Raw genomic sequence first — 22271 nt, forward strand, 5'->3', positions numbered from 1 at the left:
TCTGAACGGGGGTGCGTCGTCTTCGCCCGAGGGTCGGGGATCCCGGTACGGCGCGTCTCGTCGGGCTGACGCCTTCGAACATAGCGAAGGCAGCGCAAAAGGGGCCGGTGGCGACGGTCACCGGCCCCTTTTGCGCTGCGGGACTCAGGCTGTGGGACTACAGATACAGCCCCGTGGAGTCCTCCGACCCCTCGAAACGGTCCGCGGCCACGGCGTGCAGATCCCGCTCGCGCATGAGCACGTACGCCACACCCCGCACCTCGACCTCGGCCCGGTCCTCCGGATCGAACAGGACCCGGTCACCCGGCTCCACGGTCCGTACGTTCTGCCCGACCGCGACGACCTCGGCCCAGGCCAGCCGCCGCCCGACCGCCGCGGTGGCGGGAATCAGAATGCCGCCCCCCGACCGCCGCTCACCCTCACCGGTCTCCTGCTTGACCAGAACCCGGTCGTGCAGCATCCGGATGGGAAGCTTGTCGTGATGGGGGGTGCTGTGCTGGTTTCTGTTGGCGCTCACGCCTCGAACCTACCTGCCTTCGCCACGCTCGTCCGCGTCCGGGTCAGCGCCTGCGCCGCCTGCGGCCCACGGCGAGCAGCCCCACCACACCGACGGCGAGCAGCGCGACGGGCACGACCCGCTCCACCCGCAGCCCGCCCTCCGCATCGACGAACTGCGCCCGCACCTCACTGACCGCCCGGTTGACCTGCACATACGCTCGCCCGACGGTGTGATCGATATTGGCGACGACCTTGGCCTTGGCATCCCCGATGATCGTCTGCGGATGCACCCGCACCCCGATCTCGTCGAGCGTCTCCGCCAGCACTTCGCGGCGGCGCTTGATGTCCGCCTCGATCTGCGCCGGGGTTCTGGTGTCCGACGTGTCCGCCACCGTACGGCCTCCGAAGTCTGTGATGCTGTCCCGGACAGTCTGTCAGCTTCTCCTCCCGGCGCGCCGCAAGGCCCCCCGGTTACCCTGGCCCGATGAGCGAGCGACTCCAGCCGGGGGACGTGGCCCCCGCCTTCACCCTCCCCGATGCCGACGGCAACGAGGTCTCCCTGTCCTCCCACAAGGGCCGCAAGGTCATCGTCTACTTCTACCCCGCCGCCCTGACCCCCGGCTGCACCAAGCAGGCCTGCGACTTCACCGACAACCTCTCCCTCCTGGCCGACGCCGGCTACGACGTGCTCGGCATCAGCCCTGACGCCCCGGAGAAACTGGCGAAGTTCCGCGAGAAGGAATCCCTGAAGGTCACATTGCTGGCCGACCCGGAGAAGAAGGTCACCGAGGCCTACGGCGCCTACGGCGAGAAGAAGAACTACGGCAAGACCTACATGGGCGTCATCCGCTCCACGATCGTCGTCGACGAGCAGGGCAAGGTCGAACGAGCCCTCTACAACGTCCGCGCCACGGGCCACGTGGCCAAGATCATCAAGGATCTGGGTATCTGAGGGCGCCTGTCTCCACTGCTGGCGGCTCGCACCGGGAGGACCGGGTGCGGGCCGCTTCCTCTTTCCGTGCGTGACTGTCCGACAACCGGTTCGTTACTCCGTACGGGCAGCGAACGCACGCCCGAACGGAGGGGATTCGATGGGGGCCGGCGCATACACGAGGGAGCGGCCGGAGGGGGCGGCTCGCGGAGCGCGGACGTTGTCGCAGGCACTGGAGAGGTTGGGGGTGGATCCGAGGAGTTCGACGCGGCGGTATGTCCGGGAGCGAATGAAGAAGCTCGGGGTGGATGTCGCGCACTTCGAGCGGGAGGGGGTGAAGTGGACGAGGGAGGTGCTTGAGGGGGCCGTGGCTGCCTCCACGAACATGCGCGAGGTGCTGCGCCATCTCGGCCTGGAGGTCGTCGGGGGTCATCACACGCACATCAGCCGCAGGATCAAGGCGTACGGGACGCACCAACGAGGCAAGACCTGCACAGGCCGCGCCAAGCGCCCCGAGGGTGTGCTGGTCAAGCATGACGGTCGGCGTCGGACGCGAACCCGTCTGCTGCGCCGCGCGCTCCGCGAGGTGGGCGTACCGGAGCAATGCGCCGAGTGTGGCGTTGGCCCCGAGTGGCTCGGATGGCCCATGACACTCGAAGTCGATCACATCAACGGCGACTGGAGCGACGACCGACGCGAGAATCTCCGGTTGCTGTGCCCCAACTGCCACGCGACCACAGGCGCCTGGTGCAGAGGGGGCGGACGGCGAAACGCGCAGCCCCGTACACTGGGCGAGGCAAAACGGGCCGCAGGTTAATTATCCGTTTTGGGGCGGTCGTGGCGAAATAGGCGATACGCGCGGGTTTTAGGTGCCCGTGGGAGAAATCCCGTGTGGGTTCGAGTCCCACCGGCCGCACACGTGAGGGGCCGCCCGTCCGGGCGGCCCCTCTTCCGCTCTCAGCCCAACAGCTCCCGGACCACCGGCACCAACGCCCGGAACGCCTTCCCCCGATGGCTGATCGCGTTCTTCTCCTCGGGGCTCAGCTCGGCGCAGGTTCGGGTCTCGTCCTCGGGCTGGAGGATCGGGTCGTAGCCGAAGCCGTTCGCGCCGGCGGGCGCATGCCGGAGCACGCCCCGCAGCTGGCCCTCCACCACCCGCTCACGCCCGTCCGGCAGGGCAAGCGCCGCCGCGCACGCGAAGTGTGCTCCCCGGTGTTCGTCCGCGATGTCGGCGAGCTGGGCCAGCAGGAGGTCCAGGTTGGCCTTGTCGTCGCCGTGGCGGCCGGACCAGCGGGCGGAGAAGATGCCGGGGGCGCCGTTCAGGACGTCGACGCAGAGGCCGGAGTCGTCGGCGACCGCGGGGAGCCCGGTGGCCTGGGCGAGGGCGTGGGCCTTGAGCAGGGCGTTCTCGGCGAAGGTGACGCCGGTTTCCTTGACGTCGGGGACGTCGGGGTAGGCGTCGGCGCCCACCAGCTCGTGGGGGAGTCCGGCCTCGGCGAGGATCGCCCTCAGCTCGGTGATCTTTCCGGCGTTGCGGGTGGCGAGGATCAAGCGGGTCATGCCAGCCAGTATCCCGTCAGTGTTCCTCGCCCCGTACCTACAGTTCCGCCTGCCCCGCGCCCTTGAGCGTGTTCAGGTCGAAGACCTTGGCCATCCTGCTGAAGCCCAGGTCGCTGGGGTGGAGATGGTCGCCGGAGTCGTAGTCGGGGCGGAGACGGCGGGGGGCGTACGGGTCGCGGAGCGCCTTGTCGAAGTCGACCACCGCGTCGTACACGCGGCCGGACCGGATCTCGGCGTTGACCTGCTGTCGTACCGCCTCGCGGGCCGGCGTCCAGCCGCGGTGGCCCTGGAAGGGCATCAGTGTGGCGCCGACGACCTTCAGGCCGCGGGCGTGGGCCTCGCGGACCAGGGTGCGCAGGCCGGTGATGATCTTGTTCGGGTCGGCGAGTTGCGGGTTGCGGAGGATGTCGTTGACGCCGAGGTCGATGACGACGACCTTGACGTCCGGGTGGGAGAGGGCGTCGAGGCCGAAGCGGCCGAGGCCGCTCTGGTTCTCGGCGGGCCGGCCGAGTCCGTCGGCGAGGACCTGGTTGCCGCTGATGCCCTCGTTCACGACGCTGTAGCGGGGCACCTGCCGCCCGCCTTCGAGCGCGGTGTGCAGCCGGCCGGCGAGGATGTCGGGCCAGCGGTGGTTGGCGCCGATGGTGGAGGTGATGCCGTCGGTGATGGAGTCGCCGAAGACGACGACGGTGCCGTCGGCCTCGTTGCTGAGGACGTCCAGGGCCGTCAAGTAGCGCCAGTACGGCGTCTGTTCGGTGTACGGGGTGCCGGTCGCGTCCTCGGTGCGGTCGCCGTCGGCGACGTAGGAGATCTGCCGGGCGTGCGGGTGGTAGGTGACCGGGCCGGACGGGGTGGGGGAGTAGGTGGTGACCAGGACGTCGCTGTCGTGCGGGACGGCGAGGCGTACGGCGTCGCTGACGATCTGTTCGCCGGCGGGTACGACCACGCTGGTGGCGCCGTTGAAGGTGAGGCGGCGCATCGAGTCCGGGTCGGCGGCGGCGGTGCCGTCGCCGGCGGAGAGTGCGATGGAGGCGTTGGTGATGGTCAGCGGCTCGTGGCCGTAGAGGTTGGAGAGCGTGATCCGGACGCTCGTACCGCCCGTGCTCGCGTGGACGACGTTGCGCACGGAGCGGCCCGCGAGGCCTCCCGTCTCGGTGCCGGGCTCGCCGCCCACCGGGGAGGCGGACCAGGCGCCGACCCAGGTGCCTGTGGAGGCGGGGGCGACGGAGGCGCCGTGGTGGGGGCGGTCGTCGGTGAGGGTGCCGCGCGGGGTGCCGTCGTCGACCGCGACGGTGAGGTAGATGGCGGCGGACACGGCTACGACCAGCGCGACCAGCGCACTCAGTACGGCATAACCACGACGTCTGGTCACGCTTGTGTTGTTCTCCTCGGGGATGGGAGCCCGAGGCTCCGATCTTGCTGAGCCCATGATGCGTCATGGGCCGGGGAGAGCTGTCAGGGCCCTGCCCAAACCCCCTTTCTGACAGACGCCGGGAACTCTTGTTCCGTTCCGGGAGTCGGTCAGGAAGGGACAATTGTGTGCGGGATCACCGAGCGGGTGGAACTGAACGGGTGGAGCTGATGGAAACGACCGAGACGGAAGCGGCGTCGGCGCGGGGTGTGTCGTACAAGTCCATGACGGCCTTCACCCCGGCCGACGAGGAGCGCCGGCGCGGGGTGCGGCGCATGAAGCTCACGGCGACGAGCATGCTGCTGTTCGTGGCGTTGGTCTACGTCCTGGCCAAGCTCGTCTCGCACGAGGGCGCCGGGCCCTGGGCCGACTACGTCGCGGCGGCTGCCGAGGCCGGCATGGTGGGCGCGCTGGCGGACTGGTTCGCCGTGACCGCGCTCTTCCGGCATCCGCTGGGGCTGCCGATCCCGCACACCGCGATCATCCCCACCAAGAAGGATCAGCTGGGCATCTCGCTGGGGGAGTTCGTCGGCGAGAACTTCCTCTCCCAGGACGTCGTACGGCAGCGGCTGCGCGCGGTCGGCATCGGCAGCCGGCTCGGGGTGTGGCTGGCCGAGCCGGCGCACGCGGACCGGGTGACGGCGGAGCTGGCCACGGCGCTGCGCGGTGCTCTCACCGTGCTGCGGGACAGGGATGTGCAGGTGGTCGTGAGTGAGGCGATCACCCGGCGGGCCAACACCAAGGAGATCGCGCCGGGCATCGGCAAGATGCTGGAGGGGATCGTCGCCGACGGCGGGCACCGGCGGGCGGTGGACCTGGTGGTGGCCCGGGCGCACGACTGGCTGGTGCTGCACCGGGACGACGTGATGGTGGCCGTGGAGGGTGGTGCGCCCGGCTGGACCCCGCGGTTCGTGGACCGGAAGGTCGGCGAGCGGGTCTACAAGGAGCTGCTGCGGTTCGTCACCGAGATGCGGGACATGCCCTCCCATCCGGCGCGTGGCGCGCTGGACCGTTTCCTCACCGACTTCGCCTCCGATCTGCAGTCCGACACGGACACCCGGGCGCGGGTGGAGCGGCTCAAGGGCGAGGTGCTGGGCCGGGGCGAGGTGCAGGATCTGATCGTGTCCGCCTGGACGGCCGTACGGGCCATGGTGGTGGCGGCGGCCGAGGACGAGCGGAGCGAGCTGCGGATGCGGGTGCGGGCGGGGCTGCTGTCGTTGGGCACGCGGATGGCGACCGAGCCGAAGGTGCAGGAGAAGGTCGACAGCTGGCTGGAGGGTGCGGCGGTGCACGTGGTGACGACGTACCGCAGGGAGATCACCTCGCTGATCACGGACACCGTGGCGAGCTGGGACGCCGAGCACACCACCCGGAAGATCGAGGCGCACATCGGCCGCGACCTGCAGTTCATCCGGATCAATGGCACGGTGGTGGGGTCACTGGCGGGGCTGTTGATCTATGCCGTGACGCGGACGCTGGGCGCCTGAAACCGCGGGACACGGGCACCCGTTCTGCCGTCCCCCTCGCGTCGGGGGGCGTCCTTCGACGAGGAGGGAGCCCATGGCCGCAGCGCGGACGCCGTCACCGGACACCGGCAGGCCCGGGGAGACCGGCCGGACCGTCACCACCGACATCCCCGCCCGGCTGGACCGTCTGCCCTGGTCCCGTTGGCACTGGACGATCGTGATCGGCCTGGGGACGGTCTGGGTCCTCGACGGCCTGGAGGTCACGGTCGTCGGCAACATCGCCGGCCGTCTGGCCGAGCCGGGCAGCGGGGTGTCGATCACCTCGGGCCAGATCACCGGCACGGCCGCCGCGCTGTATGTGGCCGGGGCCTGCTCGGGCGCCCTCTTCTGGGGCCGGCTGACCGACCGCTTCGGCCGCAAGAAGCTCTTCATGATCACCCTGGCGGTGTACCTGGCGGCGACGGCGCTGACCGCCGTCTCCTGGGAGGCCTGGTGGTTCTTCCTGTTCCGCTTTCTGACCGGCTTCGGCATCGGCGGTGAGTACGCGGCGATCAACTCCGCGATCGACGAGCTGATCCCGGCCGCCCACCGCGGCCGGGTCGACCTGATCATCAACGGCAGCTTCTGGCTGGGCGCGGTGGGCGGTTCGCTGCTGTCGATCGTGGCGCTCGACACGGACCTGCTGGCCAGGAACGTCGGCTGGCGGCTGACGTTCGCCCTCGGAGCCGTACTGGCCCTGGTCATCCTGCTGGTCCGCAGGCACGTCCCGGAGAGCCCGCGCTGGCTGCTGATCCACGGCAGGGACCGGGAGGCGGAGGAGATCGTCTTTGGCATCGAGCGTCAGGTGGAGCGGGAGAAGGGCGTGACGCTGCCCGAGCCGCGGGGCGAGCTGGAGATCCACCAGCGCAAGAGTGTGACGTTCAGGGAGATCGCCCGCACGGTCTTCGCCCATTACCGCAGGCGCGCGGTCCTCGGCTTCTCCCTCTTCATCGGCCAGGCGTTCCTGTACAACGCGATCACCTTCGGCTTCGGCGCGATCCTGACCAGGTTCTTCGACGTGCCCTCCGGTCACACCGGTTACTACTTCGCGGTGATCGCGGTCGGCAACTTCTGCGGCCCGCTGCTGCTGGGCAGGCTGTTCGACACGGTGGGCCGCCGGGTGATGATCTCCTCGACGTACCTGCTGTCGGGCCTGCTCCTGTTCGGCACGGCGTGGCTGTTCGACCGGGGCGCGCTGAGCGCGGGCACGCTGACGGCCTGCTGGTGCGCGGTGCTGTTCTTCGCCTCGGCGGGTGCCTCCAGCGCGTATCTGACGGTCTCCGAGGTCTTCCCGATGGAGACACGGGCGATGTCCATCGCCTTCTTCTACGCCCTCGGCACGGCGGCCGGCGGCATCAGCGGTCCCCTGCTGTTCGCCGACCTCACCGGCACGGGCAGGGTCGGCGACACGGTCCTGGCCTTCTCCATCGGCGCGGCCCTGATGTGCGCGGCGGGCCTGGTCGCGGCCTTCCTGGCCGTACGGGCGGAGCGCCGTTCCCTGGAGGACATCGCCCGCCCGCTGACCGCGGTGGCGACCCGGGCCGGGGCGGCGACGCGGGGTGCGTCTGGTACCGGAGGTACGAGGGGTACGCAGGGGCCGTCGGCACCGCCGGCGACACCGCGCACGCCGTAAGTCCCTTGTGCCGTCAGGCCCCTGTCGTGGAGCCGGGCCGCACGATCATCAGGACGGTCACAGTGGCCCACAGCAGGTTGAACATCCCGGTGAACATGGCGAGCCGCGCGGGGTTCGTGCCCCGGCCCTCCACCACCGCGTTCTGTGCGGGGAGCACCAGCGCGGCCAGGACGGCGGCGGCGAGAGCGGTCAGCACGATGGACACGATCAGCCAGGCGCTGCCGAGCACGCCCATCTCGCTCGCGGTGGCGAATCCGAAGACCGGGACGACGACGCCGACGAGGGCGTAGATCCGGCAGATGCGGTGGAGCAGGTGCAGCGTGCCGGTGGCACCGGGATCGCCGGGCACGGCGAGGGCCCGGCGTGCGGCGGGCGGGAACATGCTGGCGGCGATGGTCACGGGGCCCACGGCGACGATGGCGGCGAGGACGTGGACGGCGAGGAGGAACTTGGTCACGCGGTGACGGTAGGCGGCGGGCGGATCTTGCAGAAGTGGCGGGAGTGCCAGTCTTCGACGGATTCCCGCCAGAGAGTGGTGCTCGGTGTCCGTGGTCGGTGTCTGCGGTTACGGCGCTGATGGGCGCCGTTGGCCGCAATCCGTCGTAGGTCTAGGATCCCGCCATGCACACCGTTGCCGTACTGGCACTGGACGGAGTCATCCCCTTCGACCTCTCCGCCCCCATCGACACCTTCGGCTGGGCGCGGCTGCCCGACGGCCGGGTGCCCTACCGGGTGCGGGTGTGCTCGGTGCGGGGGGAGGTGAGCGCCGGGGCCTTCACGGTGCGGGCGCCGTACGGCGTGGAGGCGCTGGCGGAGGCGGACACAATCATCCTGCCGGGCGTGGCGGAGCCCCCGGAGGAACTCCCGGCGGGAGTGGCGCAGGCGCTTCGCGCGGCGGCGGCGAACGGCACGCGGATCGCCTCGATCTGCGTGGGCGCGTTCGTATTCGCGGCGACGGGCCTGCTGGACGGCCTGCGCGCGACGACCCACTGGTGCGCGGCGGGGGACCTGGCGGCCCGGCACCCGAGGGTGACGGTGGACCCGAACGTCCTGTACGTCGACAACGGCCAGTTCCTGACGTCGGCGGGCGCCGCGGCCGCCCTGGACATGTGCCTGCACATGATCCGCAAGGACTTCGGCTCGGCGGTCGCCGCGCACGCGGCACGCATGTCGGTGATGCCGCTGGAACGGGAGGGCGGCCAGTCCCAGTTCATCGTCCACGACCTGCCCCCGGCACCGTCGGGCGCCACCCTGGAGCCCCTGCTGCACTGGCTGGAGGACCACTGCGAGCGCGATCTGACGGTGGACGAGATCGCGACCCAGGCGGGCATGAGCACCCGCACCCTCAACCGCCGCTTCCGTGAACAGACCGGCACGACGCCACTGCAGTGGCTGCACCGGGCCCGGGTACGCCGCGCCCAGCACCTGTTGGAGACGACGCCGTACCCGGTGGAGCGCATCGCCACCCAGACCGGCTTCGGCTCACCGACGGCTTTCCGGGAGCGCTTCCGAAGGGTGGTGGGGACGAGCCCGCAGGCGTATCGGAGGGCGTTCCGGCGGGGCGACGGCTTTCCGGCGGCGTGACCAAGGGTTTCGAGGTTGGCTGGAGTATTGGCCGGTGCCGTGGGGCACACGGCCGGCGGCCCGGACGTCGCGGCCCCGCCCGTGCTCATGGGGACGGGCGGCGGGGTCTCGCGGAGCCGGCCGAAGCGCTGATGCCGGGGGCCGGCGCCGGCGGTCGGCGGCGGCCGGAGTGCCGGCGTCCTGGGTCGGTCAGCCCCGGCGGTCGGCGACGGCCCAGGAGGCGAGGGCGACGACGCCGGCGACACCGAGGACGGACGGCCAGGCGCCGACCTTCTTGGCCAGCGGATGGGACCCGGCGAACGCGGCCACGTAGGCGGCCGTGAGGGCGCCCGCGGCCTTCCCGCCGGCCTGCGCCCGCCACTGCTGGGCGGCAGCGACCCCGGCTACGGCCAGCACGGCCCCACCCAGCTGCCGCTTCTTGGTCCAACGGGCCACGCCGTATCCACCGACGAGCCCGGTGGCGGCGACGACTGCACTGGGAACCCTGGCCACGACTGCGTCCTCTTTCTCCACTTTTGCGTTGTCTCTGCGCCGAGGCTAACGCGCAGGTCAGCCGACTCGACCAACCTGAGTCGAGGCTTGTCAACTTTCCGTCCTGGAGTTATATAAGAAGCCGTAGGGCATCGCATCCCAGTCCCTGTAGAGAGGAGTGACCCGTGATGCTCATGCGCACGGACCCCTTCCGTGAATTCGATCGCCTCACACAGCAGCTCTTCGGAGACGCCACGCGCCCGGCCGCGATGCCGATGGACGCCTACCGTTCCGGGGACGACTTCCTGGTCCACTTCGATCTGCCCGGCATCGATCCCGAGTCGATCGAGCTGGACGTCGAGCGCAACGTCCTCAACGTCCGCGCCGAGCGCCGCAACCCGGCCCCCGAGGACGCGGAGATGCTTGTCGCCGAACGCCCCTCGGGCACCTTCAACCGCCAGCTGTTCCTCGGCGACACCCTCGACACGGACCGCATCGACGCGTCGTACGAGGCCGGCGTCCTGACCCTGCGCATCCCGGTGGCCGAAGCGGCCAAGCCACGCCGCATCCAGATCACGGGCGGCGACGCCGGCCGCAAGCAGATCAGCGGCTGACCGCCCGCACGGCGGACAGGCGACGGCTGACGGCTGACGACTGACGGCACAGAGCGTCCCGGGTCACGAGCGGAACCCGGGACGCGCCGATCCACCCACTCAAGTCCCCTGCATCACGGGGCACCGGCTCTGCCCGTGCCCCGACGTGTCCCGGAGGAGGAGCCAGCACGATGACCGTGACGACCCCGCAACCGAGAACAACGATACCCACCCCGTCCACCCTGGCGGCCCGTGACGGCGATGCCGACACCAGGCGCTGGCACGAACTGACGGAGCGGGTGCGCGAGGCGGGTCAGTACACCACGAGGGCGGAGGCGGAACGCGTGACCCGGATAGTCCTCTCAGCCCTCGGCGGCCACGTGACCGGCGACGAACGCGTCGCCCTGGCCCAGTCCCTCCCCCGAGAAGCGGCCCGAGTGATCGCCTCCCAGATCCCCGCGACCCACCCCCTGACGGCCAGGGAGTTCGTGGAGCAGGTGGCGACGCGCATCGAGGGCTCAACCCCCGCGACGGCCCGCTGGGACGTCAGCTCGGTCCTCAGCACCCTGGCGAACTGGGTGGGCGACCCTCTGACCACCCGCGTCCTGGCCCAACTCCCCGCGGGTTACGCCCTGCTCTTCGGCCGGGCGGACCTGGCCCCGACGGCGTAACGCAACAGGCACCGGGCGCCGCAGTGGTGTGCGGCGCCCGCGCGCCCTCCACCGACGCCGCGAAGACAACACCCCAAGGGCCCAACCCCACCAAGCCGCCCACTTTCCCGGGCGGCTTCCTACGGCAACTGCCTCCAACGCCAAGCCTCGAAGGGTGCGGGTCCTATCTGAGCGCATCCTGGGCTATGGCATGTGTGAATACACGCCATGTACCAAGTCGGAGTCTGACCACAGGCCCGCCTGTCACCTTTGAATCACGTATGAGCGTGTCGTCACCGGTGTGGGTGCATTCCACGCACTCGGTCCCGCTGCCACCACTGTAGGAGGACTTGAACCAGTGCAGTTCTGAGGACGCTGCCATTAAGGCTCCTTGCTGATCCGTTCGATGAGCTCGGCTGACGACTCGAAGTCGAGTGCTTGAGCGCTGAGGTACTCGAACGCCAACTTATAACGGTCCAGTTCCTGCGGTTTCTCCATGAAGAGGCCACCGCCGATGAGGTCTACGTACACCACGTCAAGTTCTCGCGCCTGCCCCCGCAAGACAGCGAAGCTGCCTACCGCTGCAGCGTGGGCGCCACGTGCGAACGGTAGTACCTGGACTGTGATGTGGGGCCGTTGCGATTGGGCGAGCAAGTGCTCCAACTGCTGTCGCATGACCTCTCGACCGCCGACCAATCGGCGGATGGCCGCCTCGTCGATCACACACCAGATGTGCGGTGGATCACTGCGGTCCAGCAACTCCTGACGTTTGATGCGGATATCAACCATGTGCTGGACCTCGCGCTCCGGGCACTGCACCTCCGATGCCCGGTGTACGGCTTCGGCGTACGCCCGCGTCTGAAGTAGGCCGGGGATGTACATGCAGGCGTAGTGGTCCTCGCGTACGACCTCGTCTTCGAGGGTCAGCATGAGATTCATGGACTCTGGGATGGGATCAGCGAGTGAACGCCACCACCCCTGGATCTTGGCGCCCTTGGCTAGCTCGACCAGCGCCAGGCGCTCCTCGTCTGTGGCGCCGTACTCACGACAGAGGGCGTCGACGGCCAGCCACTTGACCGTGCCTTCCTTCGTCTCGTACCGGCTGAGTGTCGCCTTGGAGATGCCGACGCGCGCCCCTGCCTCCTCCAGTGTCAGCCCTTTCAACTCCCGGAGTCGACGTAGGTCGGCTCCCAGTTGGCGCCTACGAGTGGTGGGTCCAACTGCCATGCCCACGGCCCTTTCTGTTTATGCGGTAGATCGTCCTCGACCCCTGCGAGGACTGCAAGGTGGTGCGCGCGGGGGCGCGTTGCGTTGCCTCACGCTCCTCTTCGCAATAAATGAGAGTTCCATTCTGGAAGTCTCAATGCAACTCTTGGTTGTCGTGAGGTTACTTGGCGCATTGAGCGTCATCCGCCGTGTGAGCGAGAGAGCGGAGTACGTCATGGACTGCATGGGTTGTATGCCTCGAAGGGCGTGGAAGCTGCCGTTTCTGGCTGAGGCGGAGGAAGTTGCCGCACTACGGCGGATCCTGCGGCTTCACCTTGAACGCTGGGGGCTGCAGGAGCTCAGCGCAACTGTGCGTCAGTGAGCTCGTCGCCAACGTCATCAAGCACGTGGGCCCTGGCACCCCGACTACGCTCGCGGTCTCCATGAGCGGGACCCGCTTGCGTATTGAAGTCCACGACCCCGACCCCCGGGCCCTTCCGACGCTGACGGACGTAGACGCGGATGCCGAGTCGGGACGTGGCATGGCCCTCATCGAGGCCATCGCCGACCGTTGGGGCGTCGACCTTGCCCCCGGGCATAAGGCGACCTGGTGCGAGTTCCGCACGGGCCTCAAGACGGCTGACGGGCACACCACGGGCCCTCGGGTGGACCGGGCCGCGAATGTTCTTGGGTTCTACGTCGACGTTTCGAAGCTGTTGCCATGGTCGCAGCGTGGCTGGCTGGGGACGGCAGTGGCGGAGGAGGCGGCGATCAACGTGATCGCCGACCTCCTGCACTGGCTCGGGGCACACGGCCGGGACTCCGACGAGGTACTGGAGCGAGCCCAGACCCATTTCCTGGCCGACGTTGAGGCCCTGTGATCGTCAGTGCCGGTCAGCTCGCAGTGATAGCCGAGTACGTCCACACGTCGGCCGGTACTTCGTGCTTCAGGCGCCAGGTGATCGCCATCGGCTTGCTGCCGGTGTGTCCTTCGTAGGTGGCGGGGCCGAGCAGCATCCACGGCTGGGAATTGCCTATGTCGGTGTTCTTGTAACGCCGCATGAACAGCAGGACGTGGCTGCCGTGTTTCTTGTGTTGCTGGTAGCGCAGGCCGGTGGGGGAGTTGGCGGCCGTTGAGTTCTGGGACTCCCAGTGGAAGAGCGTGGGGCTCAGTGCGTAGTCCTTGTACCGGATGGTGGGCGAGAAGTCCTTCTCGTTCTTCTCCAGCGTGATGAGGAGTGCGTCGGTTTTGAGCTCCTCGACCCATTGCACACCCTGTGCGAAGGAGCGGGGCATCTGGCCGCCGAAGCGGGCCACGCCGAGGGCGGCGAGGATCTCGGAGCGGTTGTAGGCGCTGTGCACCTTCAGTGGGACATGACTGAGGGGGCCGGAGAGTGGGACGGGGACATGGTCGGCCTGTTCGATGACGTGTGAGATCACCTGCCGCAGTTCGTCTCGGAATACCCCCTGGTCCCGCAGCGATTCCAGACCCTCCTGGAAGCTGGTGAAGCCACCTGCGTTGTCCCAGAGGTTGAAGAACAGCATGCGGGCGAACGGCTTGTCGGTGGGGCTGAGCTCCTCGTACGCCGGAGCGTCGTCCTGGAGAAGGCGGAGGTAGACCTCCGCGCGCTCCGGGTCGTCTACGTGCAGGAAGGCGTGGACCCGTTTGAGGAGTGCGGTCTCTCCAGAGGGCGTGGGTTCGTCGATCAGGCCGGCGCGGCGCAGCACTGTCGTCCAGGAACTGCCGCTCTTGTACAGCTCCTTGATCTCCCGACGGCTCTCCCGTAGGTAACTGGCAAGGCGGGGCGTGCCGTAGGCCCTGACCTCCTTCACCAGTGTCTTCACCGTGGCACCCAACTGGGTCCGGATGTTGTCGATGACGAGGTCTTTCGACTTGCCCACCAGGATGATCTGGCAGCCGGACGGCAGCTGGGGGAAGTCGTGCTCGATGTGATCAAGGAGTCGGTTCCGCGACAGGTTGGTCAGTGCTCGGAACTGTTCCTCGAAGCGGAACTCGGCCCGGTGCTGACCGATGAAGTCAAGGACGGTGAGGACGGGCTTCGATTCGGTGCGGCGCAGGCCCCGGCCCAGCTGCTGGAGGAAGACGGTGGCGCTGTTGGTAGGGCGGAGGAGGAGCAGCGTGTCGACGTCGGGGATGTCGAGACCCTCGTTGAACAGGTCGACAGAAAAGATCACTTGGAGTTTTCCGTCACGAAGGTCGGACAAGGCCTGGGAGCGCACTTCAGCGGGCGAGTCGCTGCCGAGCGCCACTGCCTCGAAGCCGGCCTTTCGGAAGAAGTCCGCCATGAAGTGGGCGTGCGCTCTGGTCACGCAGAAGCCCAGAGCCCGCATGGCGCCAGGGTTGGAGACCTTGTCCTGGATCTGCTTCACCACGATCCTGGCGCGCGCGTGGTTGCCTGTGTAGAGGTTGCCGAGCTCCTGGTCGGCGTACGAACCCCTCTGCCAGCCAAGATTCGTCAGATCCGTGCCGTCGGGGATACCGAAATAGTGGAAGGGGCAGAGCAGGTCGTTCTCCAGGGCTTCCCAGAGCCGCATCTCGGCCGCGATGCGGCCCTCGAAGAACTCGTCTTGGACGTTGAGCCCATCCATCCGTTCGGGGGTGGCTGTCAGGCCCAGCAGTTCCTTCGGCGTGAAGTGGTTGATGACGCGCCGATACGTGGCGGCGGTGGCGTGGTGGAACTCATCGATGACGATGACGTCGAAGTGATCCGGCGCCAGTTGCTCAAGACGCTGAACGTTGAGCGATTGGACGCTGGCGAAGACGTGGTTCCAGTCGCGTGGATCCTGCCCTGCGTGTAGCAGCTCTCCGAAGGAAGCATCGTCCAGTACCTCCTGGTAAGTACGCAGGGACTGCTTAAGGATCTCCTTGCGGTGGGCCACGAACAGCAGCCTTGGTCGGTCACCCTCCGACTTGCTGCACAGACTGCGGTAGTCGAGGGCGGCCATCACTGTCTTCCCGGTGCCGGTCGCCGCGACCAGAAGGTTCCGATGCTGCCCGCGCAGCTCCCGCTCGACAGTGAGCCGCTCCAGCATGTCCCGCTGGTGGGGATAGGGGCGCACTTCGAGACCAGAAAGGCTGATCTTCAGGTCCGCCCCCGTGTTGGCCTTGGTGCCACTCGCCTGGGCCAGCGCTTCATCGAGGCGCTCGCTGTGGAGGTCGGGGTCGTATGTCTCGAAGGCGATGTCGTTCCAGTATGCGTCGAAGGTCGCCTCGAACTTGTTCAGTACGGCAGGTGTCGCGACGGACGACAGCCGTACGTTCCACTCCAGACCATCGAGCAGCGCCGCCTTCGAGAGGTTGGAGCTGCCGACGTACGCCGTGTCGAAGCCTGTCTTGCGCCTGAACAGCCAGGCCTTGGCATGCAGTCGAGTGGAACGGGTTTCGTAGTTGACCTTGACCGTGGCACCGAAGTCCCGGACCAGACGGTCGAGCGCGTGGCGGTCGGTGGCGCCGATGTAGGTGGTTGTTATGACGCGTATCGGCACGCCGCGTTCCCTCGCGGCGCGCAGTGAGTCCTCCAGGACGCGAATGCCATACCACTTCACGAACGCGCAAAGCAGGTCGATACGGTCTGCCGTGGCCAGCTCCGCCCTGAGTTCGGCACCGAGGCTGAGGTCCTCTGGGGAGTTGGTGATGAGCGACGTCTCGGACAGAGGGGTCAAGGGGCGCAAGGTGTAGACGCCCGCAGCCTCCTGCCGTGCGAGAGTCAGAAGCTGTCGCGGACCCTCGATAATGGAGCTGACGGTTTCGGCATCGCTCCGTTCTGGAGCGTTTGTAGCGGCCAGTGCCTCGAGGACGCGGTTCGCGACGCTGACACGATCCTCGGCCGGAACTTGAGCCAGCCTTTGGCCGACAGCTTCACCGATGTAGCGAGCCAGGACATGGGGTGCGGACTCCGAGCTGACCTCGGCGTCAATGGCTTTCCAGCCAGCCGCCTCGAATCGCTCCAGCTCGTCGCGTACGTCATGCGTGATCAGCTTCTCGTAGACGCCAGCGATCGGCTCCGATCGGCCCACCGGGTTTGCCACGGCTGCTCCCCCTCTGATCCCTCGTGTGCTCGTGCGCGACCTTGCGCGCCGATGTGGATCAGTTCTAACAGCAGCCACTGACAAGTGGAGGTTGTGTGCCCAAATCAGGGCACCGGGGTCCTTCAGTGGCTGTGGGGCCGCCCGCTTCTCGGCATTGTCGTGTTTCCGCGGCCCGCCTCAAGGGCGCGTCCGTTCCGCTGCGCTCCACTCCCGCGTCGGCTGGCGCCGATGGCCCTTCGGGCCACCTTTGACCCGGGCCGCTCCAGCACGGGGAAGAAGCGAGCGGGCGGCCCGGGGGAGGGTGGATGGCCTTTCGGTGGGCTGGATGGGCAGCCGGGAACCAGGGGTGTGCGTCAGCTGGGTGGCGGTACGCCGGGCCCGGGCGGCGGCTTGCGGTCGTGGGCGGATCGGGGCGCTCCTACGCTCCGTGGCAGGCGTCATATACCTGGGGAGAGCCACACCAGCACCCCGCCCCCCTCACCGGCGGCCAGGCAACCGCCCGCCCCCGTGCCGCGAGCGTCGTCGCGTACTGCGGCAGCAGTGTCACGTCCTCCGGTGACGAGCCCTCCGACGCCGCGAAGGCCTCGTACGACGGGACCGTGCCCGTGACGATGCCCAGGTTGGGTGTGCCCGACGAGGACAGCTCGCGCAGGGACGACTCTATGGTCGCGAGGTGGGTCTCGTGGGTCGGGTACTCCACGGTCAGGGTCGGGTAGGCCGACAGGAGTTCCGCCAGCTCCGGTGCCGGCCAGTGGAGGACCGCCACCGGGAAGGGGCGGGAGAGGGCCTCCCGGTAGGCGCCCAGTTCGGCTTGGAGGCGGGTGATCTCCGCCTGGAGTTCCGCCGGGTTCTCCGAGCCCAGGGACCAGACGCGTTTCGGGTCGTGGAGTTCGTCCAGGGACACGGGGGACGTGTGGAGCGTGTCCGCCAGGGTGTCCCAGGTGTCGTGGGGCAGGCCCAGCATGCGGCGGACTCGGTGGCGGCCGTAGAGGAGGGGGTGGGTGGCGAGTGCGGGTTCCGTGTCGTCCCCCTCCGGCAGGAGCAGGCTCGCCCCCTCCGTGAAGGTCTCCGCCGCTGCCTCCAGCTCGTCGTGTGACTCCAGGGACTCCGCGATGATCACCCAGGGGGCCGGATCGCGGGGAGCGGATGTGCGCAGCCCGTCGATGATCGCCCTTGCCTCCGCCTCGTGGCCGTACTCCCAGAGGTTCGACGCCTTCAGGGCGCGGACCAGGGGAGGGTTTTCCAGGCCGTCGTCAGCAGACAGCAGGCGGTCGTAGAGCGCGGTGGCCGCGGGGCGGTCGCCGGACAGTTCGAGGTGGGCCGCCGCCCGCAGAAGCAGGGCCTCGGCGTCCTCGGGGTACAGTCCGGCGGTTCGCTCCAGGCGTGCCGCTTCGGCGGTGTGGTCGACGTTCTCGGCAGGCGTGTCGGGGCGCATGGGGGACACCGTACTGCCGAGGGGTGACAGGGCGGGGTAAGGACTGGTCAGGCTCCTGCCAGATCTCTCCTACACCGTCACCCCGTCCAGCTGAAGCGTCTGGATCGACTTCGGCGCGAAGGGGACGGACACGGATTTACCCGACAGGTATGTGTCCGAGTGCGGGGTGTAGAGGTCCGATCCGCCCGTCGTCACCGTGTTCCAGCGGGGGACCAGGCCTCCCGGGCCGCCGGTCACCGAGGAGAAGCGGGACAGGTCGAAGGTCAGGGTCGTCGCCGCCGACGACGTGTTCGCCGCGACTATCACCAGGCGTTTCGCCTGCCTGTCCAGGGCCGCCGCCGCGTAGCTCGCTCCCGTGTCCAGGATCGTCGTTCCGGGGCGGGGACCGGTGGGGCCTCGAGGGTTCATCCCTGAGAACTCGATTCGCTTGCGACTATGGCCAGTTGTGCCCGTTGCGCCTACCCTGCGGGCGGCTCCCGTGGGGCCCGGGGAGGTGGGTGCGGATGCCGGCATGGTCGGGTGTGCGGGTCGTACGGCACAGCGATCGGCGGCGGCGTGCCCGGCGGCGGCGCGTGCTGTGGGGTGGGGCCGAGGCGCTCGTCACCGTCGGTGTGCTGCTCATGCTGCTGGTCGTGCACCAGCTGTGGTGGACCAACCGGGAGGCCCGGCGCGGCGCCGAGCGGCAGGTGGAGGCGCTGGAGCGGGAGTGGGGCCATGGGGGTCTCGGCGCCGGTGACGCGGACCCGGCGCCTGCCGGTTCCGGCTCGCCCACCGGCTCCGGTCCGACCGCCGCCCCCGCATCGACCCCGGACCCCTCCGAGTCCCGTGCGCCGCGGCGGTCGTACACGCCCGTCAGCCTCCCTGGGCGGTCCCAGGCGTACGCCGTCCTCACCATCCCCCGGCTCGGGCTGCGCGTTCCCGTCGCCGAGGGTGTGAGCAAGGCCGACGTCCTCAACAAGGGGTACGTCGGCCATTACCGGGGGACCGGGCAGCCGGGGCAGGCGGGCAACTTCGCGCTCGCCGGGCACCGGAACACGCACGGCGAGCCCTTCCGGTACCTGCCCCGGCTGCGGCGCGGGGACGACATCGAGGTGGAGACGCGGACGGCGACGTACACGTACGACGTCGACCAGATCCTGCCGCAGACCTCCGCGACGGACTCGGGGGTCGTCCGGCCCGTCCCGCGCTCCCTCGTCCGGCCGTCCTACGGCTACGACTCACCCGGTTACTACATCACCCTGACCACCTGCACCCCCGAGTTCACCTCGCGCTACCGGATGGTGGTGTGGGGCAAGCTGGTATCCATGCGGCCCCGCTAGCGCGCCGCTACGCCCGCTCCCGCAGCACCATCACACTCACCGCCCCGACCGCCGCCAGCACCGCCGACACCAGCAGGGCGGTGTTCGCGCCGTGGGACAGGTTTCCGGACGAGGTGGCGAGGGCGATGGTCAGGGCCACGCCGGCGCAGGAGCCGATGTAGCGGAAGGTCTGCTGGGCGCCGGAGCCCATCGCGGCGCGTTCGCGGGGGACCGATTCGACGGCCAGCAACGGCAGGGCGCCGTTGAGCAGGCCGCTGCCGACACCGCTGATGATCAGGCCGGGGAGCAGGCGGGTCCAGGAGCCGGAGGCCAGGGCGCCGAGCATGGTCAGGACGGCGACCGTGTGCAGGGCGAAGCCGATGGTCAGCTGGGCGCGCGGGGCGATACGGCCGGCCAGGTGCTTGACCTGGAGGGCCACCGCGAAGCTCAGGCCGGACCAGAGCAGGAGCAGCCAGGCCGTGCCCATCGGGGACAGGCGGAGGGTCTGCTGGAGCAGGGCCGGCAGGAAGCTGAACATGCCGATCACCGCGAGGCCCGTGAACAGGCCGCCGGCGGCCGAGGCCAGGAAGCGGGCGTGGCGCAGCAGGCCGAGGTCGATCATCGGCGTGCCGGTCCGGTGTTCCACGGCGGCGAAGAGCGCGATGAGGAGCACGGCGGCGGCCAGCAGCAGTCCCACCGGTGCGCGGAGCCAGCCGTCGCGGCCCAGGGTCAGGGCCGCCACCAGGGCGACCAGGGCCAGGCCGAAGGTCAGGGCGCCGAGGACGTCGGGGCGGCCGCCGCGCGGGGCGCGGGACTCGGCCAGCGTGCGGGTGCCCAGCGCGGCCACGACGACGGCGGCGGCGCCCAGGACGCCGTACGCCACCCGCCAGGTCGGCAGCGCGCCCGCGACCAGCGGGCCCACCGCGATGCCGCCGCTGACGAAGGCGCCCCACACGCCGGTCGCGTGCAGCCGGCCGCGCGGTGAGGGGAAGGCGGTCACCAGCAGGCCGAGGCTGCTCGCCAGGATCGCCGCGCTCGCCGCGCCCTGGGCGATACGGGCCAGGGTGAACTGCCAGGTCGAGGTGGTGAAGGCGCCGAGTGCGGTGGTGATGCCGAGGGCCAGGGTGCCGCCGAGGAAGATGCGGCGGCGGCCGTAGTCGTCGGCGAGGCTGCCGGCCACCAGCAGCAGGGCGGCGAGGCCCAGCGGGGTGCCGTTCAGCAGCCAGGCCTGGCCGGAGAGCGGGGTGTGCAGGGCGGCCGCCGTGCCCGGGAGCGTGACCATCGGGGCCGTGTACGTCATCAGCGCCACGGCGGTGGCCGCGCTGGTCAGGGCGAGGGTGGCCCGGGGGCGTGCGGGGGCGTCGCGGGCGCTCGGGCCGCGTACGGCGGTGGCGGCGGGGGTGGTGGCGGAGTCGAGCCCGGTCATGGCGTGGTCCTGTCCTTCCGGGGCCTGCGGTGACGTGTGGATCACTCGGCGAACCAACTGTCAGTTCGTTCATTGAACTGACCTGACTCCACCACCGTAACACCGTGGGTTCGGTCACCGAACCAACCTGTCGGAAAGTGGCTACAGTGGACGGCATGGCACTGGGCAAGGACTACGCGACACAGGAGTGCTCGATCGCCCGCGCGCTCGAGATCGTCGGCGAGCGCTGGACGCTTCTCGTCGTCCGGGACGCGCTCTACGGCGTGCGGCGCTACAACGACTTCCTGGTCCACCTCGGCATCCCGCGCGCCGTCCTGGCCGCCCGCCTGCAGACCCTGACCGCCGAGGGCATCCTCGAAAAACGCCGGTACCAGCAGTCGCCGCCGCGGGACGAGTACGTCCTCACCGAGCGCGGCATCGCCCTGTGGCCCACCCTGCGCGCCCTCGGCCTGTGGGGCCGCGAGCACTTCACCGGGACACTGCTGCGGTACTTCCGGCACGCGGACTGCGGCACGGACCTCGGGCCGTACGGCGAATGCCGCGCCTGCGGGGTCGTCGTACCGGTCGAGGACGTGGTCATGGAGCCCGGCCCGGGCCTCGACCCCGACCCGGCGGACCCGGTCAGCCGGGCGCTGCTGAAGCCGAAGCGGTTGCTGGAGCCGCTTCAGACGGAACCCGCCTGACCCCCGGGGGGCGTCGCTCGCCGGTCAGGAGGAGCCCGGGCCGGCGTCCCTGAGGAGGTCGATGCCGGCCTGGTCGGTCGCCTCCGGCCTGCCCCCCAACCGGTGGACGACCACCCACCGGCCGTCCGCCATGGCGCCGGCGAAGACCGAGGCGTGGCGGGTCGCGCCGTTGTGCCAGAGCAGGGGGCCGGCCGTCTGCCAGGAGGGAGCGGGATCTCCCAGCCGGCGCTCGATCACCAGCCGGACGAGCAGCTCGGCGACCGCACGCGGGGTCGCCCACAGGCCGCCCGCCGGAAGGATCGCCCCGTCCATGGTCCAGGGCCTGCGGCCCCTGCCGAGGAACCCGGGAGCCAGCAGTCGCCGGCCCGGCTCGGGACGTGCGCTCACCCCATGGACGTCCAGCGGCCGCAGGACGTGCTCGGCGAGCAGTTCCTCGTACGGCGCACCGGCCGCGCCCACCAGTGCCGCGCCCAGGACGGCGTACCCGAGGTTGGAGTACTCCTCCCGCTGTCCCGGCGGCCGGACCACGACCCCGTCCAGCCGCCCGAGCAGCCGGCGCAGGGCGTCAGCGTCGAACGCGGCGTACGGATCGCGGCGCCCGGTGCCGGGCGGGAGACGCGGCAGCCCGGACGTGTGCTCGGCCAGGTGCCGCAGCGTGATGCCGGTGCGCGGGGCGGCGGGGAGCCGGCGCTCGACGGGCTCGTCGGCGTCGAGCAGGCCCGCGGCGGCCATGCGCATGAGCGCCGTACCGGTGAGCACCTTGGTGAAGGAGCCGATCTCGACGAACCGGTCCACGGCGTGACCGTCGTCGACCTGTGCGGGTGACGTGTCGGTCAGGACGCAGGTGGGAGTGCGGGGCATGCGGGGGTCCTTCAGGTATCTGGTCAGGTCTACCTGTATAAAGGGCAAACAGGCATGGATGGTTGAGGCCGTGGGGAGGGGGAGCCGAGTGGTCCGCAGTCTGACGCGGTCGCGTGCGCTCGCCTCGCTGTTGCTGCTTGTGCTGCTGCCGGTCGTGCTGCTCGACGCCGGCAATCTCTCCGCGACCGTGGCGCTCGCCGCGACCACGGCGGCCGGGGCCGCGTTCGCCGCCTGCTCGCTGATCGCCGCACGCTCCGCGCCCGTCGTCCCGCCCACCCGGGTCCGTACGGCGATCCGCGACCGGGCCCGGCGTACGGCCTTCCTGCCACAGCGCGATCCCGACGCGCCCGGCCGGCGCCGGCCGAGGGCACCCGGGTACGCCCTTCCGGCGACCGCCGCGTAGGGCACGTCACTCCTACTGTCTGCGTGACCCCGCGCGGGTCGTCATGCCGTCGATTCACTCCGTTCCGGCACGA

At 69.7% G+C, this 22271-nt stretch carries 23 protein-coding genes, 1 tRNA gene and 1 pseudogene; 12 read left to right on the plus strand and 13 right to left on the minus strand.

Annotation, left to right across the window (positions count from 1 at the left end):
- Nucleotides 1-157: 157 nt before the first annotated feature.
- Entirely contained in the window at nt 158-517 is a 360-nt protein-coding gene (locus AB0M27_RS08855; RefSeq protein ID WP_031159553.1) for a co-chaperone GroES, read from the minus strand.
- 43 nt (nt 518-560) lie between these two features.
- Nucleotides 561-890, minus strand: coding sequence for a DUF3618 domain-containing protein (locus AB0M27_RS08860; RefSeq protein ID WP_365719431.1), 330 nt, complete (start codon nt 888-890; stop codon nt 561-563).
- Between the two features lie 92 nt (nt 891-982).
- Between AB0M27_RS08860 and bcp the strand changes: the two genes are divergently transcribed.
- The 3 genes from bcp to AB0M27_RS08875 all read left to right on the plus strand — a co-directional run bounded on the left by bcp (nt 983) and on the right by AB0M27_RS08875 (nt 2345).
- Nucleotides 983-1450: a thioredoxin-dependent thiol peroxidase gene (bcp, locus tag AB0M27_RS08865; protein WP_365719433.1), complete on the plus strand. Its 468-nt coding sequence runs from the start codon at nt 983-985 to the stop codon at nt 1448-1450.
- 139 nt (nt 1451-1589) lie between these two features.
- Nucleotides 1590-2246, plus strand: coding sequence for an HNH endonuclease (locus AB0M27_RS08870; protein ID WP_365719434.1), 657 nt, complete (start codon nt 1590-1592; stop codon nt 2244-2246).
- A gap of 14 nt (nt 2247-2260) precedes the next feature.
- Nucleotides 2261-2345, plus strand: a tRNA-Leu gene (locus AB0M27_RS08875).
- A 41-nt stretch (nt 2346-2386) separates the two neighbouring features.
- Here AB0M27_RS08875 and rdgB read toward each other — a convergent pair.
- Both rdgB and AB0M27_RS08885 read right to left on the minus strand, forming a co-directional pair.
- Nucleotides 2387-2989, minus strand: a complete 603-nt coding sequence (gene rdgB / locus AB0M27_RS08880; protein ID WP_365719436.1) for an RdgB/HAM1 family non-canonical purine NTP pyrophosphatase — start codon at nt 2987-2989, stop codon at nt 2387-2389.
- A gap of 37 nt (nt 2990-3026) precedes the next feature.
- Complete coding sequence (locus AB0M27_RS08885; RefSeq protein WP_365719438.1) at nt 3027-4361, minus strand: SGNH/GDSL hydrolase family protein; 1335 nt, start codon at nt 4359-4361, stop codon at nt 3027-3029.
- Between the two features lie 209 nt (nt 4362-4570).
- Here AB0M27_RS08885 and AB0M27_RS08890 point away from each other — a divergent pair, with 209 nt between their 5' ends.
- Nucleotides 4571-5887, plus strand: a complete 1317-nt coding sequence (locus AB0M27_RS08890; RefSeq protein ID WP_365719440.1) for a DUF445 domain-containing protein — start codon at nt 4571-4573, stop codon at nt 5885-5887.
- Between the two features lie 73 nt (nt 5888-5960).
- On the plus strand, nt 5961-7538 hold the full coding sequence (locus AB0M27_RS08895) for an MFS transporter (RefSeq protein ID WP_365719442.1): 1578 nt from the start codon (nt 5961-5963) through the stop codon (nt 7536-7538).
- Nucleotides 7539-7551: 13 nt separating this feature from the next.
- On the opposite strand, the gene AB0M27_RS08900 is transcribed toward AB0M27_RS08895, so the two are convergent.
- Nucleotides 7552-7995 (minus strand): hypothetical protein, encoded by a 444-nt coding sequence (locus AB0M27_RS08900; RefSeq protein WP_365719444.1) that lies wholly within the window; start codon nt 7993-7995, stop codon nt 7552-7554.
- Between the two features lie 164 nt (nt 7996-8159).
- Here AB0M27_RS08900 and AB0M27_RS08905 point away from each other — a divergent pair, with 164 nt between their 5' ends.
- On the plus strand, nt 8160-9122 hold the full coding sequence (locus AB0M27_RS08905) for a helix-turn-helix domain-containing protein (protein ID WP_365719446.1): 963 nt from the start codon (nt 8160-8162) through the stop codon (nt 9120-9122).
- Between the two features lie 189 nt (nt 9123-9311).
- On the opposite strand, the gene AB0M27_RS08910 is transcribed toward AB0M27_RS08905, so the two are convergent.
- Nucleotides 9312-9614 carry a hypothetical protein gene (locus AB0M27_RS08910; RefSeq protein WP_365719448.1) on the minus strand — a complete coding sequence of 101 codons (303 nt, stop codon included), beginning with the start codon at nt 9612-9614 and terminating at the stop codon, nt 9312-9314.
- A gap of 167 nt (nt 9615-9781) precedes the next feature.
- Here AB0M27_RS08910 and AB0M27_RS08915 point away from each other — a divergent pair, with 167 nt between their 5' ends.
- Both AB0M27_RS08915 and AB0M27_RS08920 read left to right on the plus strand, forming a co-directional pair.
- The gene (locus AB0M27_RS08915) at nt 9782-10207 is read left to right on the plus strand and encodes an Hsp20/alpha crystallin family protein (RefSeq protein WP_365719450.1); all 426 of its coding nucleotides are present in this window, start codon (nt 9782-9784) and stop codon (nt 10205-10207) included.
- Nucleotides 10208-10377: 170 nt separating this feature from the next.
- The gene (locus AB0M27_RS08920) at nt 10378-10857 is read left to right on the plus strand and encodes a DUF2267 domain-containing protein (RefSeq protein WP_365719452.1); all 480 of its coding nucleotides are present in this window, start codon (nt 10378-10380) and stop codon (nt 10855-10857) included.
- A gap of 163 nt (nt 10858-11020) precedes the next feature.
- On the opposite strand, the gene AB0M27_RS08925 is transcribed toward AB0M27_RS08920, so the two are convergent.
- Together AB0M27_RS08925 and AB0M27_RS08930 are read right to left on the minus strand one after the other, a co-directional pair.
- Nucleotides 11021-11218, minus strand: a complete 198-nt coding sequence (locus tag AB0M27_RS08925; RefSeq protein ID WP_365719454.1) for a DUF397 domain-containing protein — start codon at nt 11216-11218, stop codon at nt 11021-11023.
- Nucleotides 11218-12063, minus strand: a complete 846-nt coding sequence (locus AB0M27_RS08930) for a helix-turn-helix transcriptional regulator (RefSeq protein ID WP_365719456.1) — start codon at nt 12061-12063, stop codon at nt 11218-11220. Before AB0M27_RS08930 ends, AB0M27_RS08925 begins: the two co-directional genes overlap by 1 nt.
- 386 nt (nt 12064-12449) lie before the next feature.
- Between AB0M27_RS08930 and AB0M27_RS08935 the strand changes: the two genes are divergently transcribed.
- A complete protein-coding gene (locus tag AB0M27_RS08935) occupies nt 12450-12923 on the plus strand; it encodes an ATP-binding protein (RefSeq protein ID WP_365719458.1) in 474 nt (157 codons plus the stop codon).
- 13 nt (nt 12924-12936) lie between these two features.
- Here the strand turns inward: AB0M27_RS08935 and AB0M27_RS08940 are convergent, their stop codons facing one another.
- From AB0M27_RS08940 to AB0M27_RS08950, 3 genes and pseudogenes are all read right to left on the minus strand, one after another.
- Nucleotides 12937-16092: a DUF3427 domain-containing protein gene (locus AB0M27_RS08940; protein ID WP_365719460.1), complete on the minus strand. Its 3156-nt coding sequence runs from the start codon at nt 16090-16092 to the stop codon at nt 12937-12939.
- Between the two features lie 418 nt (nt 16093-16510).
- Nucleotides 16511-17527, minus strand: coding sequence for a hypothetical protein (locus AB0M27_RS08945; RefSeq protein WP_365719462.1), 1017 nt, complete (start codon nt 17525-17527; stop codon nt 16511-16513).
- Nucleotides 17528-17596: 69 nt separating this feature from the next.
- A pseudogene (locus tag AB0M27_RS08950) lies at nt 17597-17908 on the minus strand (beta-1,6-galactanase); the annotation flags it as partial.
- Between the two features lie 122 nt (nt 17909-18030).
- Between AB0M27_RS08950 and AB0M27_RS08955 the strand changes: the two are divergent.
- Nucleotides 18031-18846, plus strand: coding sequence for a class E sortase (locus tag AB0M27_RS08955; RefSeq protein ID WP_365719464.1), 816 nt, complete (start codon nt 18031-18033; stop codon nt 18844-18846).
- Between the two features lie 7 nt (nt 18847-18853).
- Here the strand turns inward: AB0M27_RS08955 and AB0M27_RS08960 are convergent, their stop codons facing one another.
- A complete protein-coding gene (locus AB0M27_RS08960; protein WP_365719466.1) occupies nt 18854-20251 on the minus strand; it encodes an MFS transporter in 1398 nt (465 codons plus the stop codon).
- Nucleotides 20252-20406: 155 nt separating this feature from the next.
- Between AB0M27_RS08960 and AB0M27_RS08965 the strand changes: the two genes are divergently transcribed.
- Nucleotides 20407-20934: a helix-turn-helix domain-containing protein gene (locus AB0M27_RS08965; RefSeq protein ID WP_365719468.1), complete on the plus strand. Its 528-nt coding sequence runs from the start codon at nt 20407-20409 to the stop codon at nt 20932-20934.
- Nucleotides 20935-20958: 24 nt separating this feature from the next.
- On the opposite strand, the gene AB0M27_RS08970 is transcribed toward AB0M27_RS08965, so the two are convergent.
- Nucleotides 20959-21795: a serine hydrolase domain-containing protein gene (locus AB0M27_RS08970; RefSeq protein ID WP_365719470.1), complete on the minus strand. Its 837-nt coding sequence runs from the start codon at nt 21793-21795 to the stop codon at nt 20959-20961.
- Nucleotides 21796-21853: 58 nt separating this feature from the next.
- Between AB0M27_RS08970 and AB0M27_RS08975 the strand changes: the two genes are divergently transcribed.
- Nucleotides 21854-22198, plus strand: a complete 345-nt coding sequence (locus AB0M27_RS08975) for a DUF6412 domain-containing protein (RefSeq protein ID WP_365719472.1) — start codon at nt 21854-21856, stop codon at nt 22196-22198.
- Nucleotides 22199-22271: the final 73 nt, after the last annotated feature.

The sequence above is a fragment of the Streptomyces sp. NPDC052107 genome, from assembly GCF_040680215.1.
GTDB lineage: Bacteria > Actinomycetota > Actinomycetes > Streptomycetales > Streptomycetaceae > Streptomyces.